The 14,985-nt window shown below is 66.2% G+C and carries 13 protein-coding genes and 1 tRNA gene; 1 reads left to right on the forward strand and 13 read right to left on the reverse strand.

Annotated elements, in window-relative coordinates:
* Positions 1–63: 63 nt before the first annotated feature.
* The 9 genes from rpoB to EV662_RS11985 form a co-directional block, all read right to left on the reverse strand.
* Positions 64–4,200 carry a DNA-directed RNA polymerase subunit beta gene (gene rpoB / locus EV662_RS11945; protein ID WP_132462536.1) on the reverse strand — a complete coding sequence of 1,379 codons (4,137 nt, stop codon included), beginning with the start codon at positions 4,198–4,200 and terminating at the stop codon, positions 64–66.
* A 247-nt stretch (positions 4,201–4,447) separates the two neighbouring features.
* Positions 4,448–4,828 (reverse strand): 50S ribosomal protein L7/L12, encoded by a 381-nt coding sequence (rplL, locus tag EV662_RS11950; protein ID WP_132462538.1) that lies wholly within the window; start codon positions 4,826–4,828, stop codon positions 4,448–4,450.
* A gap of 75 nt (positions 4,829–4,903) precedes the next feature.
* The gene (rplJ, locus tag EV662_RS11955; protein WP_132462540.1) at positions 4,904–5,422 is read right to left on the reverse strand and encodes a 50S ribosomal protein L10; all 519 of its coding nucleotides are present in this window, start codon (positions 5,420–5,422) and stop codon (positions 4,904–4,906) included.
* 268 nt (positions 5,423–5,690) lie between these two features.
* Positions 5,691–6,389: a 50S ribosomal protein L1 gene (rplA, locus tag EV662_RS11960; protein ID WP_132462542.1), complete on the reverse strand. Its 699-nt coding sequence runs from the start codon at positions 6,387–6,389 to the stop codon at positions 5,691–5,693.
* A gap of 5 nt (positions 6,390–6,394) precedes the next feature.
* The gene (gene rplK / locus EV662_RS11965) at positions 6,395–6,823 is read right to left on the reverse strand and encodes a 50S ribosomal protein L11 (protein WP_132462544.1); all 429 of its coding nucleotides are present in this window, start codon (positions 6,821–6,823) and stop codon (positions 6,395–6,397) included.
* Between the two features lie 104 nt (positions 6,824–6,927).
* A complete protein-coding gene (gene nusG / locus EV662_RS11970; protein ID WP_132462546.1) occupies positions 6,928–7,461 on the reverse strand; it encodes a transcription termination/antitermination protein NusG in 534 nt (177 codons plus the stop codon).
* A 176-nt stretch (positions 7,462–7,637) separates the two neighbouring features.
* Complete coding sequence (secE, locus tag EV662_RS11975) at positions 7,638–7,829, reverse strand: preprotein translocase subunit SecE (protein WP_132462548.1); 192 nt, start codon at positions 7,827–7,829, stop codon at positions 7,638–7,640.
* Between the two features lie 76 nt (positions 7,830–7,905).
* On the reverse strand, positions 7,906–8,178 hold the full coding sequence (locus tag EV662_RS11980) for a hypothetical protein (protein ID WP_132462550.1): 273 nt from the start codon (positions 8,176–8,178) through the stop codon (positions 7,906–7,908).
* A gap of 231 nt (positions 8,179–8,409) precedes the next feature.
* Positions 8,410–8,485: transfer RNA gene (locus EV662_RS11985), tRNA-Trp, on the reverse strand.
* Between the two features lie 98 nt (positions 8,486–8,583).
* Between EV662_RS11985 and EV662_RS11990 the strand changes: the two genes are divergently transcribed.
* A complete protein-coding gene (locus EV662_RS11990) occupies positions 8,584–9,432 on the forward strand; it encodes a class I SAM-dependent methyltransferase (RefSeq protein ID WP_132462552.1) in 849 nt (282 codons plus the stop codon).
* A 19-nt stretch (positions 9,433–9,451) separates the two neighbouring features.
* Here the strand turns inward: EV662_RS11990 and EV662_RS11995 are convergent, their stop codons facing one another.
* The 4 genes from EV662_RS11995 to EV662_RS12010 form a co-directional block, all read right to left on the reverse strand.
* Positions 9,452–10,486 (reverse strand): hypothetical protein, encoded by a 1,035-nt coding sequence (locus EV662_RS11995; RefSeq protein ID WP_132462554.1) that lies wholly within the window; start codon positions 10,484–10,486, stop codon positions 9,452–9,454.
* A gap of 165 nt (positions 10,487–10,651) precedes the next feature.
* Positions 10,652–11,827: an elongation factor Tu gene (gene tuf / locus EV662_RS12000; RefSeq protein ID WP_132462526.1), complete on the reverse strand. Its 1,176-nt coding sequence runs from the start codon at positions 11,825–11,827 to the stop codon at positions 10,652–10,654.
* 89 nt (positions 11,828–11,916) lie between these two features.
* The gene (locus EV662_RS12005; RefSeq protein ID WP_243695835.1) at positions 11,917–12,582 is read right to left on the reverse strand and encodes a hypothetical protein; all 666 of its coding nucleotides are present in this window, start codon (positions 12,580–12,582) and stop codon (positions 11,917–11,919) included.
* 68 nt (positions 12,583–12,650) lie between these two features.
* Positions 12,651–14,957 (reverse strand): DNA topoisomerase IV subunit A, encoded by a 2,307-nt coding sequence (locus EV662_RS12010; protein WP_132462556.1) that lies wholly within the window; start codon positions 14,955–14,957, stop codon positions 12,651–12,653.
* Between the last annotated feature and the right edge of the window lie 28 nt (positions 14,958–14,985).

Raw genomic sequence — 14,985 nt, forward strand, 5'->3', positions numbered from 1 at the left:
GGGTTGCACCCACCCTACGACGCTTGCGTAGGGTGGGTGCCAACCCACCATCGGGCGCGGGCCCTACTCGTCTTCCTCCGCATCCAGGAGTTCCATGTTCAGACCGAGGCCGCGGACTTCCTTCACCAGAACGTTGAAGGATTCCGGCACGCCGGCCTCGAAGTTGTCCTCGCCCTTGACGATCGACTCGTAGACCTTGGTCCGGCCCGCCACGTCGTCCGACTTCACCGTCAGCATCTCCTGCAGGGTGTAGGCGGCGCCGTAGGCTTCCAGGGCCCAGACCTCCATCTCGCCGAAACGCTGGCCGCCGAACTGGGCCTTGCCGCCCAGGGGCTGCTGGGTGACCAGGCTGTAGGGGCCGGTCGAGCGCGCGTGGATCTTGTCGTCCACCAGGTGGTGCAGCTTCAGCAGGTACTTGACGCCCACGGTCACCGGTCGGGCGAACTGTTCGCCCGTGCGCCCGTCGAAGACGATGGATTGCCCGGACTCGCTGAAGCCCGCACGCACCAGCGCGTCGTTGACGTCCGATTCCTTGGCCCCGTCGAAGACCGGCGTCGCGATCGGCACGCCGCGGGTGACAGTCGAGGCGGACTCGACAAGCGCCTGCTCGTCCATGTCCTTGATGCCCTCGTCATACACCTCGTCACCATAGGCCAGGCGCATCGCCTCGCGCACCGGGGTCAGGTCGCCCGAGCGCCGGTATTCGTCCAGCGCATCGTCGATCTTGAGCCCCAGGCCGCGCGCGGCCCAACCCATGTGGGTTTCGAGGATCTGACCCACGTTCATCCGCGAAGGCACACCCAGCGGGTTCAGCACCAGGTCGACCGGCGTGCCATCCGCGAGGAACGGCATGTCCTCCATCGGCACCACCTTGGACACGACGCCCTTGTTGCCGTGGCGGCCGGCCATCTTGTCGCCGGGCTGCAGCTTGCGCTTCACCGCGATGAAGACCTTGACCATCTTCATCACGCCCGGGGGCAGGTCGTCGCCGCGGCGCACCTTCTCGACCTTGTCCTCGAACCGGTGTTCCAGCGCACGCTTCTGCGCCTCGAACTGGGCGTTCAGCGCCTCGACCTGGGCGGCGTCCTCTTCGCCCTCAAGGGCGAGTTGCCACCACTGGCCACGGCTCAGACCGTCCAGCAATTCCTCGGTGATCTGGGAATTCGGCGCAACGCCCCGGGGTCCCTTCACCGCGGTCTTGCCCAGGATCATCGACTTCAGGCGCGCATAGATGTTGCGTTCCAGGATCGCCTGCTCGTCGTCGCGGTCGCGGGCCAGACTCTCGACCTCTTCCCGCTCGATCTGCAGGGCGCGCTCGTCCTTCTCGACGCCGTGCCGGTTGAATACGCGCACCTCGACGACGGTGCCGTAATCCCCCGGCGGCAGGCGCAGCGAGGTGTCGCGCACGTCGGACGCCTTTTCCCCGAAGATCGCGCGAAGCAGTTTTTCCTCGGGCGTCATCGGGCTTTCGCCCTTGGGGGTGATCTTGCCCACCAGGATGTCGCCCGGCCCCACCTCGGCGCCGATATAGACGATGCCCGCCTCGTCGAGGTTGCGCAGCGCCTCTTCGCCGACGTTGGGGATGTCGCGGGTGATCTCTTCCGGCCCGAGTTTCGTGTCACGGGCGGCGACCTCGAATTCCTCGATATGGATCGAGGTGAACACGTCATCGCGCGCGATGCGTTCCGAGATCAGGATCGAGTCCTCGTAGTTGTAGCCGTTCCAGGGCATGAACGCGACGATCACGTTCTTGCCCAGCGCAAGCTCGCCCATATCCGTGGACGGGCCGTCGGCGATCACCTCGTTCTTGGTCACGGTGTCGCCCACCTTCACCAACGGCTTCTGGTTGATGCAGGTGTTCTGGTTCGACCGCTGGAACTTGCGCAGGCGGTAGATGTCGACGCCCGGGTCGCCCGGTTCCAGGTCCTCGGTGGCGCGCACGACGATCCGGGTGGCGTCCACCTGGTCGATGATGCCCGCCCGTTTCGCCATGATCGCGGCGCCCGAATCGCGGGCCACCACGCTTTCGATGCCGGTGCCCACGAAGGGCGCGTCGGCCTGCAACAGCGGCACCGCCTGCCGCTGCATGTTCGAGCCCATCAGCGCACGGTTGGCGTCGTCGTTTTCCAGGAACGGGATCAGCGAGGCCGCGACCGACACCAGCTGTTTCGGCGACACGTCGATCAGGTCGACATTCTCGCGCGGGGCCATGGTGTATTCGCCGGCCTGGCGCGTGTTCACCAGGTCGTTGATGAAATGCCCGTTCTCGTCGAGATTCGCGTTCGCCTGGGCGACGGTGTGGCGCATCTCCTCGGTGGCGGACATGTAGTGGACCTCGTCGGTCACCTGCCCGTCCTTCACGACGCGATAGGGCGTTTCGATAAAGCCGTACTTGTTCACGCGGGCAAACGTGGCCAACGAGTTGATGAGACCGATGTTCGGGCCTTCCGGCGTCTCGATCGGGCACATCCGGCCGTAATGCGTCGGGTGCACGTCGCGCACCTCGAAGCCGGCGCGTTCGCGCGTCAGGCCGCCCGGACCAAGCGCCGACAGGCGGCGTTTATGCGTCACCTCGGACAGCGGGTTGGTTTGGTCCATGAACTGCGACAGCTGGCTGGAGCCGAAGAATTCGCGCACCGCGGCCGCGGCGGGTTTCGCGTTGATCAGGTCCTGCGGCATGACCGTGTCGATCTCGACACTGGACATGCGTTCCTTGATCGCGCGTTCCATGCGCAGCAGGCCCACGCGGTACTGGTTTTCCATCAGCTCGCCGACCGAGCGCACCCGGCGGTTGCCCAGGTGGTCGATATCGTCGACTTCGCCCTTGCCGTCGCGCAGTTCCACCAGCGCCTTGATGCAGGCGATGATGTCTTCCTTGCGCAGCGTCCGCTGGGTGTCGGGCGCGTCCAGCGCCAGGCGCATGTTCATCTTGACCCGGCCCACGGCGGACAGGTCATAGCGCTCGGAGTCGAAGAACAGCGAGTCGAACAGGTTGGTCGCGGCCTCGACGGTGGGCGGCTCGCCGGGGCGCATGACGCGGTAGATATCCATGAGCGCGGTTTCGCGGCTCATGTTCTTGTCCTGCGCCATGGTGTTCCGGATGTACGGACCCACGTTGATGTTATCGATGTCCAGCACGGGGATGTCGGTGATGCCCGCATCCAGCAGCGCCTTGAGCGTCCCGCCCGTGACCTCGCCATCCTTGTCGAGTTCCCAGGTCAACTCGTCCCCGGCCTCGACATAGATCGCGCCGGTTTCCTCGTTGATGATGTCCTTGGCGACATAGCGGCCGATGATGTGATCGAAGGGCACCAGCAGTTCGGTAACCTTGCCCTCGTCGATCAGCTTCTTGACCTGGCGCGGCGTGACCTTGTCACCGGCCTTGCAGATCACCTCGCCCGTGGCGGCATCCACAAGGTCATAGGTCGGACGCGTGCCGCGCACGCGCTCGGGGAAGAAGCGGGTGACCCAGCCCTTGTTCTTTTCCAGCTTGAAATCGACCGTGTCGTAATAGGCATCCATGATGCCTTCCTGGTCGAGACCCAGCGCGTAGAGCAGCGTGGTCACCGGCAGCTTGCGGCGCCGGTCGATGCGCGAGAACACGATGTCCTTGGCGTCGAATTCGAAGTCCAGCCACGACCCGCGATAGGGAATGATCCGGCAGGCGAACAGCAACTTGCCCGAGCTGTGCGTCTTGCCCTTGTCATGGTCGAAGAACACGCCGGGGGACCGGTGCATCTGGGAAACGATCACCCGTTCGGTGCCGTTCACGATGAACGTGCCGTTCTGCGTCATGAGCGGCATGTCGCCCATGAACACGTCCTGTTCCTTGATGTCCTTCACCGACTTGGCGCCGGTATCCTCGTCGACATCGAACACGATCAGGCGCAGCGTGACCTTGAGCGGCGCGGAATAGGTCATGTCGCGCTGCTGGCATTCCTCGACGTCGTATTTCGGCCGCTCCAGTTCGTAGCGGACGAATTCCAGCACGGCGGTCTCGTTGAAATCCTTGATCGGAAAGACCGACTGGAACACGCCCTGGATGCCCTCGCCATCGGCGGGTGCGGGGCCATCGCCCGAATTCAGGAACAGGTCATAAGAGGATTTCTGAACCTCGATGAGGTTCGGCATCTCCAGCACTTCGCGGATCTTGCCGTAGTATTTGCGGAGTCGTTTCTGGCCAACGTAGCTCTGCGCCATGAGTGGTCTCACCTTTCGTCTGTCGCGGGCGCATTCAGCCGTCGGGCCCCGGCTGCGCGCCGCTCACGAATGAAGGGGGCAAGGTTCCATTCCTGCAGACCGTCCCACCGGTCGCTCCCGAACCTCGAACCGCACCTTGAAAAGGGCTCGGACCGTACAAGCCCTTTTCAAGACAGGTTCGGCCGGGCCCGGAAATCCCGGACCCAGCCTTTTCAATGGGATCGCGGGCGAACCGCCCGCGCCCGGATCACTTCAGCTCGACTTCGGCGCCAGCCGCTTCGAGCTTGCCTTTGATCTCTTCGGCTTCGTCCTTGGAGACCTGCTCCTTGACGGCCTTGCCGCCGGCCTCGACCAGTTCCTTGGCTTCTTTCAGGCCCAGGCCGGTGATCGCGCGGACTTCCTTGATCACGTTGATCTTGGAGGCGCCGGCGTTCTTGAGGATGACGTCGAATTCGGTCTGCTCTTCCGCGGCGGCGGCTTCGCCACCGGCGGCCGGGCCGGCCATCATCACGGCGCCGCCGGCGGCGGGCTCGATGCCGTATTCGTCCTTCAGGATGGTTTTCAGTTCCTGGGCCTCGAGAAGCGTGAGGTTCACGATCTCTTCGGCAAGTTTTTTCAGATCAGCCATGTTCTGTTCCGTTCTTTCACTTTGTCTGTTCCAACGCGGGGCATGTTTCGCCGCACGCGGGGATCACGAAGTTGCTCAAGCGGCTTCCGCACGCTCCTCGATGGTCGAGAGGATGCTCGCGATATTGGAAGCGGGCGCGCCAATGGCACCGGCGATGTTGCTGGCGGGTGCACCGATGCAGCCGGCGATCGAAGCGATAAGCTCCTCGCGCGACGGCATGTCGGACACTGCCTTGACACCGGCCCGGTCCAGGGCCGTCTCACCCATGGCACCGCCGAGGATCTCGAATTTCGAGTTGTCCTTGGCGAACCCTTCCGCGACCTTGGCTGCCGCCACGGGGTCTTCGGAATAGGTGAGAACGGTCATGCCCGTCAGAAGGTCGGCGATGCTTGCGCAGGGCTTCCCTTCAAGGGCGATCTTGGCGAGCTTGTTCTTGGCGACGCGAACGGACCCGCCCGCTTCACGCATACGCGCGCGCAGGTCCTGCATCTCGGCAACCGTGAGACCCGCGTAGTGCGCAACCACCACGACGCCAGAGCTTTCGAAGATCTGGCCGAGTTCCTCGACCACTTTCTCTTTCTGGGCTCTATCCACAGTTTCACTCCAATTTGGGGGTTTCCCCCCGGCTCAGTTCTGCCGGACCAGGGTCCGGCGGTCGGGTCCGTGAGGTCCCGAGGCCAGGATCGCCCGAAGGAAAGACCTTCGCGGAATCTGTCTCGTTTCCCCATCTCGGGAAGGACATTAAGCGGGCCTTTCGGCCTGCACCCTCCGTCTCGGACAGGACGGGGCGTCGCCGCCCCGCCATTCCCGCACCCGAAGGCCCGGGAATTCTTGCAGGCGGGCGCCGCGCGCCCGCCGAAACTCAGTTCCCCGTGGCCGAGGCCACGTCGACCGACACGCCGGCGCCCATGGTCGAGCTCAGGCTCACCTTCTTCATGTAGGTGCCCTTGGCGCCCGAGGGCTTGGCCTTGTTCACCGCGTCCACGAAGGCGCGCAGGTTCTCGACCAGCTGGCCCTCGTCGAAGGACGCCTTGCCGATGCCGGCATGCACGACGCCCGCCTTCTCGGCGCGGAACTGCACCTCGCCGCCCTTGGCGTTCTTGACCGCGTCGGCCACGTCCATCGTCACCGTGCCGACCTTGGGGTTCGGCATCAGGTTGCGCGGGCCGAGGATTTTCCCCAGCCGGCCGACGATCGGCATCATGTCCGGGGTCGCGATGCAGCGGTCGAACTCGATCGTGCCGCCCTGGATCGTTTCCATCAGGTCCTCGGCGCCCACGATATCGGCCCCGGCGGCCTTGGCCTCGTCGGCCTTGGGACCACGGGCGAACACCGCCACGCGCACCGTCTTGCCGGTGCCGTTGGGCAGCGTGACCACGCCGCGCACCATCTGGTCGGCGTGGCGCGGATCGACGCCCAGGTTCAGCGCGACCTCGACGGTCTCGTCGAACTTTGCCGTGGCGTTGGACTTGACCAGCGCGACCGCCTCTTCGACGCTCAGGTTTTCCTTGCCGGCGACGGCTTCGCGCGCGGCGCGGGTACGTTTCCCATATTTCGCCATGTCGCTTACCCCTTCACCTCGATGCCCATCGAGCGGGCCGACCCCAGGATGATCTGCATCGCCGCCTCGATATCGTTGGCGTTCAGATCCTTCATCTTCGCTTCGGCGATCTCGCGCACCTGGGCGACGGTCACGCTGCCCACGGTTTCGCGGCCGGGGTTGTTCGCGCCCGACTTCAGCTTGGCGGCCTTCTTCAGGAAATACGACGCCGGCGGCGTCTTGATGTCCATGGTGAAGGACTTGTCCTGGTAATAGCTGATGACCGTCGGGCAGGGGGCACCGGGCTCCATGTCCTGGGTCTTGGCGTTGAACGCCTTGCAGAATTCCATGATGTTGATGCCGCGCTGACCCAGCGCCGGGCCCACGGGCGGGCTCGGGTTGGCCTGGCCGGCCTTGACCTGCAGCTTCATCGTGCCGACGAGTTTCTTGGCCATCTGGCCGTCTCCTTCCTTGTCACCGCGCCACCCACGCGAGGGCGGCGCATCGGTTTAGTGGTGCGGTCCGCGGGCGCGCCCGCTCGCCTCCCACAGGCTTCGCGTCAGGCGCCTTTCGACACCTGCGTGAATTCCAGTTCGACCGGGGTGGCCCGGCCAAAGATCGACACCGTCACCTTCAGGCGCTGGTTGTCGTCGTCCACATCCTCGACCATGCCGGCGAATCCCTCGAACGGTCCGTCGGTCACGTTCACCTGCTCGCCCACCTCGAAGGTGATCAGCGACCGCGGCGCGGCCTCGCCCTCTTCGACGCGGTTGAGGATCTGGTTCACCTCTTCGTCGCGCATCGGCATCGGCTTGCCCTGGGGGCCCAGGAACCCGGTCACGCGGTTGATCTGGGTGATCAGGTGATAGCCGCGGTCGGTCATCTCCATGCGCACCAGGACATAGCCGGGCATGAAGCGCCGCTCGGTCGTCACCTTCTTGCCGCGACGCACCTCCAGCACTTCTTCGGTCGGCACCAGCACCTCTTCGATCTCGTCCTCGAGACCGGCATCGGCAACGGCTGTCTTGATCTGTTCGGCGACCTTCTTCTCGAAATTCGAGAGTACGCTCACCGAATACCACCGTTTCGCCATCTTGCCCGTTACCTCGCGTCCACCGGCCTGGGGCCGTTATCTCGTTGCGATCTGCGCTTCCCGGAACAAAAAACAGCGCGCAACCCGAATCGATGCACGCCAGAGCCCAGAGTAGCGTTCGCCTTACAGGGGTGTTCCCCGCGTTTCAAGGCCCGGCTGCCGGAAAAGCCGCATGCTCAGCCGAAAAAGCCCAGGATCAGTTGCAGCCCGGTCCGGATAAACCAGTCGACGATGAAGAAGAAGATCGCCGTCAGTGTCGCCATGACCAGCACCATGACGGTGGTCAGGACGACCTCGCGCCGCGTCGGCCAGACGACCTTGGAGACTTCCGAACGGGTCTGCTGGATGAACTGAAGCGGGTTAGCCATGGGCGTGACGGTCCTGATCCTCATCGATGTGGCGCCGAGATACGCGCTCGGGGCGCCCGACGCAAGGGCCAAGGCCTCAGCGGCGCCGCGCCTCGTGGGCCAGACGGGCAAACGGGTCGTCCTGCCGGCGCAGCCGCAGCGGCGGCAACGTGAACCCGCGCGCCCGCGCGATCTCGGCCAGCCGGGCCAGCAGCAACAGCGCGGCGGCCAGCGCCAGCACCGCGTAGGCAAGGGTGATCATCGTCAGGTCGAGTTCGGGACGGGGCGCGGGCGCGGTCCCGGCCCACAGACCGCCCGGCAGCGCCACGGCAGCCACCCAGATCGTCATCGCGTCACGCCAGCGGGTCATTCCTCGTTTCTCCTCGCGCTTGTCCTGCCAGGCGGATTGTTCCGCCCCTTTGGCGGGACGCTCGCAGGCCGCGATGGCACGACTTGGGCGCTGGCTCGGAAATTCGCGGGCAATTCCGCGTCATCGCCTGCCGGAACCGGCCCGGGGAAAGGCGACAAAGGCCCGCGCAGCCGTACGCCCGGGGCGCATGGCGCACCGGTCCGGTCGTTTTCACGAAAGACGGAAGCGGCCTGGCAGGGGCGGAGGGACTCGAACCCCCGACCCTCGGTTTTGGAGACCGATGCTCTACCAACTGAGCTACACCCCTAGGCCGTGCGCCGGATTACGGCACGGCGGGCCGGGAATCAAGACCGGTTTTTCGCCGCGGGTCTGGTTTCGCACCGGGGGCGGTGCTACTCCGCCCGCATGACAGCCGCGCCCGATCCGGAAACCCGCGCCCGTTTCGATGCCGCCCCCTGGGACCGCATCGCGCGGGACGCGATGGGACCGGCCGGCACCGTCCCCACCATGCTGAGCGAGGCCGAGCAACGGCTGTATTTCTGGCTTGCCCGCGACTGGGCGCAGGGGGCGGGCGCCATCGTCGATCTGGGCTGTTTCGCGGGCGGGTCCACCGCGCGCCTGGCCGAGGGCCGGCGCCAGGCGGGACACGCGCCGCATGTGCATGCCTATGACCGGTTCACCGCCTCCGATCGGCTGAAGGCGCGGCTGCTTTACCCCGCCGGCATCGCCCCGTTCGACGGCCAGGACATCCTGCCGCTGGCGCGCCGGTTGCTGGCCCCCTGGGACGGGCTGGTCCGGCTGCACCCCGGCGAGATCGAGGATGATCTGTGGACCGGCCAGCCGATCGAGGTCCTCACCATCGACGCGGCCAAGTCTGCCGGCGCGGCCGATGCCATCGCCGGGCTGTTCTTTCCCAGCCTGATCCCCGGCGCCTCGGTCGTGGTGCAGCAGGACTATTTCCACTGGCGCCAGCCCTGGGTCGCGGCACAGATGGAACGGCTGGCCGAATGTTTCGTGCCGCTGGCGGTCTGCCCCGGGGCGACGGCGGTCTTCCTGTGCACCCGCGCGCCCGACGCCGCGACGCTGGCGCGCGCGGCCTGTGACGGGCTGCCGGATGCGGGGTTGCTGGCCGATCTGGATGCCGCGCGGCGTCGCATGGCGCGCTTTGGACGGGACGCCCGGTTCGCCCGGATGCGGGCGGCCATCGCCGCCAATCCCGGCGAGCGCGTGGCCTGGCGGTTCCGCAAACCCTGATCCGGCGCGGGCCGACCGCCTAATCGGCAGGCTTGTTGCCCGACCCGCGCGCGCTTTCCTCCAGTTCGGCGAACCGGTCGGGGACGAAACGTTCCGAGAATCCGGCCAGCGTGCACCACACCACCAGGCGGGCGAAATCCTCGGTCGGCCGCAACGGCAAAAGCGGTTGCGGCGCGCCCGCACCGCCGCCGGCCGCATCGGGAACCTGCCACAGGCTGAAATCGCCCTCCAGGAAGATCGGCCCCGACAGGATATTGCCCATCATCAGGAAGAACAGGATCACCGCCGCGATCGCGCCCACCAGCAGCCGCACCCACAACGCGCCCGGCGCATAGACCAGGTCCATATCGGCCCAGCGCAGCTTTTCCATCTTCTTGGCATAGCCGAACAGGCGCGAGAAATAGGCGCCCACGATGCCGAAATACATCACCACGAAGAAGGCGCCGAATTTCGACGAGGCCCAGCTGAGCGAACTGTAGACATTTTCCAGCGGCCGCGGCGCAAAGCTGTAGGAATCGGCGTCCGGCCGCGAAAACAGCGAAGGCACCTCTTCGATCAACGGCCCGAAGAACACCAGCGCCGTGGGCAGACCGATGATCAGCAGGCCCAGCCGCGTCAGCCGGCCCGAGACCTCTCCGCGTTTCTCGCGCTCCGCGAAGCGGTAGGAATACTTGACGAACATCTCCTCCAGCAGCGTGATCGCGATCGCCCGCCGCTCCTCCGCGCCGGCGGGCTCGCGCCCCGCCTCGTCAAAGCGCTTGCGCAGCGCCGCGCGGCCCTCCAGGCCCATCTCCTCGGCCTCGATGAACTTGCGTTCCGTCTCGGCCAGCAGCCGCGTGTCGTCGATCAGCCGGAACAGCCGCAGCTCGATCTGGTTCACGTCCGCCCATTGCTCGGCAAAGCTCGGCCGCCCCGCCTTGCCCCGGTATTCGGTCTTGTCGATCAGCGCGTCGATCCGGTCGTCGCGCTCCTCCAGGTCCTCGTAAAGCACCAGAAGGTTTTGCCGGTAGCTGATCCAGCCATAGGGCGGTTTCTGCGCCTTGCGTCCGAACATGATACCCTCCCGTACCGCGCCGACAGGTGTCGCAAGTCTACCGCAGATTGCCGGCCGGCCCGATTCCGCATGGCGTCGCAGCACGAAAAACGGGCGCGCCACCTGGGCGCGCCCGTTCAAGGGATCGGCGGGCCGACTTTTTGGCCGGCCCTGGCCTTTTTCGGTTTACTCGATGATCTTGGACACGACGCCGGCGCCGACGGTGCGGCCGCCTTCGCGGATGGCGAAGCGCAGCTTCTCTTCCATCGCGATCGGCGCGATCAGTTCGACCGTGAACGACACGTTGTCGCCCGGCATCACCATCTCGGTGCCTTCGGCCAGTTGAACCGTCCCGGTCACGTCCGTCGTGCGGAAGTAGAACTGCGGGCGGTAGTTGGCGAAGAACGGCGTGTGACGGCCACCCTCTTCCTTGGTCAGGATGTAGGCCTCGGCCTCGAACTTCTTGTGCGGCTTCACCGAACCCGGCTTGCACAGCACCTGGCCGCGCTCGACCTGCTCGCGGTCGATGCCGCGCAGCAGCGCGCCGATGTTGTCGCCCGCCTCGCCGCGATCCAGCAGCTTGCGGAACATCTCGACGCCCGTGCAGGTCGTGGTCTGGGTGTCGCGGATGCCCACGATCTCGATCGAGTCGCCCACGTTGATCACACCGCGTTCCACCCGGCCCGTCACGACGGTGCCGCGGCCCGAGATCGAGAACACGTCCTCGATCGGCATCAGGAACGGCTGGTCCACGGGGCGGTCCGGCGTCGGGATGTACTCGTCCACCGCCGCCATCAGCGCGCGGATCTTGTCCTCGCCGATATTCGCGTCGCGGCCTTCCAGCGCGGCCAGCGCCGAGCCCGCGACGATCGGGATGTCGTCGCCGGGGAAGTCGTAGGACGACAGCAGCTCGCGGATTTCCATTTCCACCAGCTCCAGCAGCTCCTCGTCATCGACCTGGTCGACCTTGTTCATGAACACCACCAGCGCGGGAACGCCAACCTGGCGGGCCAGCAGGATGTGCTCGCGCGTCTGCGGCATCGGGCCGTCGGCCGCGTTCACAACCAGGATCGCGCCGTCCATCTGCGCCGCGCCCGTGATCATGTTCTTCACGTAGTCGGCGTGGCCGGGGCAGTCCACGTGCGCGTAGTGCCGCGCGTCCGTCTCGTATTCCACGTGCGCCGTCGAGATCGTGATCCCGCGCGCCTTCTCCTCCGGCGCCGCGTCGATCTGGTCGTAGGCCTTGAAATCGCCGAAATACTTCGTGATCGCAGCCGTCAGCGTCGTCTTGCCGTGGTCAACGTGCCCGATCGTGCCGATGTTAACATGCGGTTTCGTACGTTCAAACTTTGCCTTCGCCATGGTGCGGGCGCCTCATTGATTAGGGGGCCCGACGGGGCCCGATTCAACATCGCGCGCTCTCTAGTCCGGGACCACGAATAAATCAAGCGTCAGTTCGACGGCGGCGCGGCCGGCGGCGGGGCGTCCAGAACCGTCGCGGACACCTCGCCCAGGGGCACGGGCGCGGCGGCCGGGGCCACAGGGGCGGGCGGCGCGGCCGCGGGGTCGTAGGCGAACCAGGTCTCGCGGTTCTCGACCAGCCAGCGTTCGATCCGAAGCGCGGCGTTGCGCGCCAGCGCGCGCATCTGTTCGGGTTTCTTGCGGGTCAGCCCTGAACCGACCACCGTGTCGCCCGACAGCCCCTCGAAGACCGACATCTGCTCGGCCTTTTCGTTCAGCTTCTTCTGCGCGGCGTCGTCCCAGACATTGGCCGAGATCACCAGCACGGATTTCGGCGCCGCCACCACCGGCACGCCCGGCACCGCCAGCGCGTATCCATCGACATTGATGCCCAGGTGATACAGCTTTTCGCCGTCATAGCGGCCGAAACGGCGTTCCAGCTCTTCTTTCATCACCGTTTCCCATTCGTCGGGCGTGGCGCTGCGGCTGGGGGGCACCAGCTTGGCGTTGTCGGCCACCACGATCGCGTACCCCAGGCTGAAATCGCCCAGCGGTTCCAGCGGCTGGTCCACCGGGTCCTTGGCCGCGCAGGCCGACAGTGCCGCAAGGCCACCGGCCAACAGCGCGACGCGGAAAAAGGAAAGGGCGCGGTGCATGGTCCCCCCAAGATTAGCAAACCCCGTCCGGGATAGCGCAGGGGGCCGCGCGGCGCAACGTTCGCCGGTCAGGTAAAGCGGTTGTCACGCGGGAAGCCGCGCGGGGCCATCCGGCCCGCGCCCGCGCGCTTGCCCAGCCATTCCGACAGGTCGCCCTCGGTGCGGGTGCGCCCGGCCGGGTCCCGCCAGGACAGCCCGTCGGCCAGCGCGAAGGTGGTGGCATCCGACAGCCCGCCATCCTTGAACTTCTGCAGCCGCACCCCCTTGCCGCGCGCCATCTCGGGCAATTCGGCCAGCGGAAAGACCAGCACCTTGCGGTTCTCGCCGACGCAGGCGACGTGATCGCCGACGGCCGTCCGGCACACGCGCGCGGTCACCGGCGCCTTGACGTTCAGCACCTGCTTGCCCGCGCGGGTCTGCGCCAGCACCTCGTCCGCGCCCACAAGGAACCCGTCCCCCGCGCTGGAGGCGACCAGCAGTTTCGCGCCGGGGCGGAGGATCATCAGCGCCACGATCTCGACATCGTTGGGCAGGTCCACCATCAGGCGCACGGGTTCGCCCATGCCGCGCCCGCCGGGCAGTTGCGCCACGGGCAGGGTGTAGAACCGCCCGTTGGCCCCGAACAGGATCAGCTTGTCGGTCGTTTCGGCCGGGATAAGGAAACGGCCCTCGTCGCCGTCCTTGAACTTTAGGTTGGCGCCGTCCTCGATGTGGCCCTTCATCGCGCGGATCCAGCCCATCTTCGAACAGACCACCGTGACGGGTTCCCGCTCGATCATCGCTTCCAGCGGAACGTCGGGGGCCTCGGCCGCCTCGGCGAACCGGGTGCGCCGCGCGCCGCCCGGCGCCTTGCCGCCGAACTTCTCGCGCACCTCGCGCAGCTCGTCGGCGATCTTCGCCCACTGCACCTGCTCGTGGGCCAGCAGCTCCTCCAGGCCCGCGCGTTCCGCCATCAGGGCGTCGCGCTCGGCCGACAGTTCCATTTCCTCCAGCCGCCGCAAGCTGCGCAGGCGCATGTTCAGGATCGCCTCGGCCTGCACCTCGGTCAGCTGGCCGGGCCCCTTGGCGGGCAGGGGCGAGACATAGTCCCTTTCCGACATCGCCCGCACGTGATCCCGGCCCCAATCCTCGGCCATCAGGGCGGCCTTGGGGTCGTCGTCGTAACGGATGATGTCGATCACCCGGTCAAGGTTCAGGAAGGCGATCAACAGCCCTTCCAGCACCTCCAGCCGGTGGTCGATCTTTTCCATCCGGTGCTGGCTGCGGCGGATCAGCACCTCGCGCCGGTGATCGAGGAAGGCGCGCAGCACCTCTTTCAGCGAACAGACCTTGGGCGTGCGCCCGTCGATCAGGACGTTCATGTTCAGGCTGAACCGGATCTCCAGGTCCGATTGCCGGAACAGCGTGCCCATCAGGACCTGCGGATCGACGTTCTTGGACCGCGGCTCCAGGATCAGGCGGATATCCTCGGCGCTTTCGTCGCGGATATCGGCCAGGATCGGGATCTTCTTGGTCTGGATCAGCTCCGCGATCTTCTCGATCAGCTTGGATTTCTGAACCTGGTAGGGGATTTCCGTGACCACGACCTGCCAGGTGCCCCGGCCAAGGTCCTCGATTTCGTACTGCGCGCGCAGACGGAAACTGCCGCGGCCCGTGCGATAGGCCTGGGCGATGTTTTCCTTCGGCTCGACGATCACGCCACCGGTGGGGAAATCTGGGCCGGGGACGTATTGCAACAGCGTGTCGTCGCGCGCGTCCGGCGTCTTGATCAGGTGCAGGCAGGCGCCCACCAGTTCGTCGATATTGTGGGGCGGAATGTTGGTGGCCATGCCCACCGCGATACCGCTGGACCCGTTGGCCAGAAGGTTCGGGAACGCCGCGGGCAACACGACGGGCTCTTCCAGCGTGCCGTCGTAATTGGGGCGGAAATCGACCGCGTTCTCGGCCAGCCCCTCCATCAACGCTTCGGCGGCGGCGGTCAGGCGGGCCTCGGTATATCGGCTGGCGGCGGGGTTGTCGCCGTCGATATTGCCGAAATTGCCCTGCCCGTCCACCAGCGGGTAGCGGACGTTGAAATCCTGCGCCAGCCGCGCCATCGCGTCATAGATCGCGGCATCGCCATGCGGGTGATAGTTGCCCATCACGTCGCCCGAGATCTTGGCCGACTTGCGGAACCCGCCGTTGGAGGCCAGCCGCAACTCGCGCATGGCGTATAGAATCCGCCGGTGCACCGGCTTCAGCCCGTCGCGCGCATCCGGCAACGCCCGGTCCATGATCGTGGACAGGGCATAGGTCAGGTAACGCTCGCCGATGGCACGGCGCAGCGGCTCGGCCAGGGGGGCGTGCATCTTGGGGTCGTCGGTGGCGTCGGACATGGATGTTGTGTATAGCGAGGGGAAATCG

Source organism: Rhodovulum marinum (assembly GCF_004343075.1).
Classification (GTDB): domain Bacteria; phylum Pseudomonadota; class Alphaproteobacteria; order Rhodobacterales; family Rhodobacteraceae; genus Rhodovulum; species Rhodovulum marinum.